3 protein-coding genes and 1 pseudogene are annotated in these 1155 nt (G+C 42.0%); all 4 read left to right on the top strand.

The features are described from left to right. The first annotated feature begins 27 nt into the window (after positions 1 to 27). Entirely contained in the window at positions 28 to 213 is a 186-nt protein-coding gene (locus NF418_RS10270; protein WP_171999828.1) for a hypothetical protein, read from the top strand. Then, positions 194 to 544, top strand: coding sequence for an IS66 family insertion sequence element accessory protein TnpB (gene tnpB, locus NF418_RS10265; protein ID WP_256779528.1), 351 nt, complete (start codon positions 194 to 196; stop codon positions 542 to 544). Before NF418_RS10270 ends, tnpB begins: the two co-directional genes overlap by 20 nt. A gap of 51 nt (positions 545 to 595) precedes the next feature. After that, on the top strand, positions 596 to 802 hold the full coding sequence (locus NF418_RS10260) for a transposase (RefSeq protein WP_256779527.1): 207 nt from the start codon (positions 596 to 598) through the stop codon (positions 800 to 802). Continuing rightward, positions 759 to 1155: pseudogene (locus NF418_RS10255) on the top strand (IS66-like element short variant transposase); the annotation flags it as partial. The gene NF418_RS10260 and the pseudogene NF418_RS10255, both read left to right, overlap by 44 nt.

Here is a 1155-nt window from a genome sequence, read left to right as displayed (position 1 = left end):
TATAAAAAACAAACTGGAGGATTTATTATGTCTCAGCCCATCGTCCCATTGACTATTCCCCAATCTCGCCGCTTTGAAAAGAAAAGCAGAAACGATATTCTGATGAGAATTCGTCTCGGAAAAACGGAAGTCACATTCTTCCAATCTATCAACCCTAAAATAATGGAAACAATCTTGGATAAGGTGCTGCATTATGACCATCCGACTCAGTGATTTAGGTCAAGTCTACTTGGTTTGTGGGAAAACGGACATGCGTCAAGGAATTGATTCTCTCGCCTACCTTGTCAAAAGTCAATTCAATCTGGATCCCTTTTCAGGTCAGGTCTATCTCTTCTGCGGCGGTCGAAAAGACCGATTCAAGGCTCTTTACTGGGACGGACAAGGATTTTGGTTATTGTATAAACGATTTGAGAATGGAAAATTGACCTGGCCAAACAATGAAGAAGAGGTTAAAGCCCTCGCTTCCGAACAGGTGGACTGGCTCATGAAAGGATTTTCTATCAGTCCAAAAATAAATGTTTCAAAAAGTCGTGATTTCTATTGAAATCATGGCTTTTCTTTGTGTATAATGAAATAAAAAGAAGGAGGTAAGTCCATGGAGTCACAAGATAAAGTGATTGAAAGTCTAACAAAAACCATTGAAATCATGACCAACGAGTTGACCCTCCTTCGTGAACAGGTTGAGTACCTGAGACAGAAACTCTACGGAAAATCATCAGAGAAGGTTGTGTATCAACCCGGTCAGCTGAGCTTGTTTAGTGAGGAAAGTCTCCCTGAAGAAGAAGCTGACTTACCCAGTTGAAACGGAGACCATCACCTATAAGCGCAAGAAAGCTAAGGGAGTTCGTCAGGCTATTTTTAGTCAGTTCACTCCAGAGATTGTTCATCACGAATTGCAAGGAGAAGATTGTACCTGTCCAGACTGTCATGGTCAGCTGAAGGAGATTGGCTCAGCTGTTCAACGACAAGAATTGGTCTTTATTCCTGCGCAATTAAAGCGGATTGACCATGTTCAACACGCTTACAAATGTCAGGCATGTAGTCAGAAGAATCTGAGCGATAAGATTATCAAGGCTCCTGTTCCTAAGGCACCTCTGGCACACAGCTTGGGTTCAGCTTCTATCATTGCCCACACTATTCACCAGAAATTCAATC

Source organism: Streptococcus suis (assembly GCF_024509555.1).
Taxonomy (GTDB): Bacteria; Bacillota; Bacilli; order Lactobacillales; family Streptococcaceae; genus Streptococcus; species Streptococcus suis_AD.
Note: the sequence above shows the minus strand (reverse complement) of the source record. Positions and strands in the feature narration are given on the sequence as shown.

What these genes read in the sequence shown, in the direction of transcription:
- NF418_RS10270 (WP_171999828.1), top strand. Translation starts at nt 28, where the DNA reads ATGTCTCAGCCCATCGTCCCATTGACTATTCCCCAATCTCGCCGCTTT.
- tnpB (WP_256779528.1), top strand. Translation starts at nt 194, where the DNA reads ATGACCATCCGACTCAGTGATTTAGGTCAAGTCTACTTGGTTTGTGGG.
- NF418_RS10260 (WP_256779527.1), top strand. Translation starts at nt 596, where the DNA reads ATGGAGTCACAAGATAAAGTGATTGAAAGTCTAACAAAAACCATTGAA.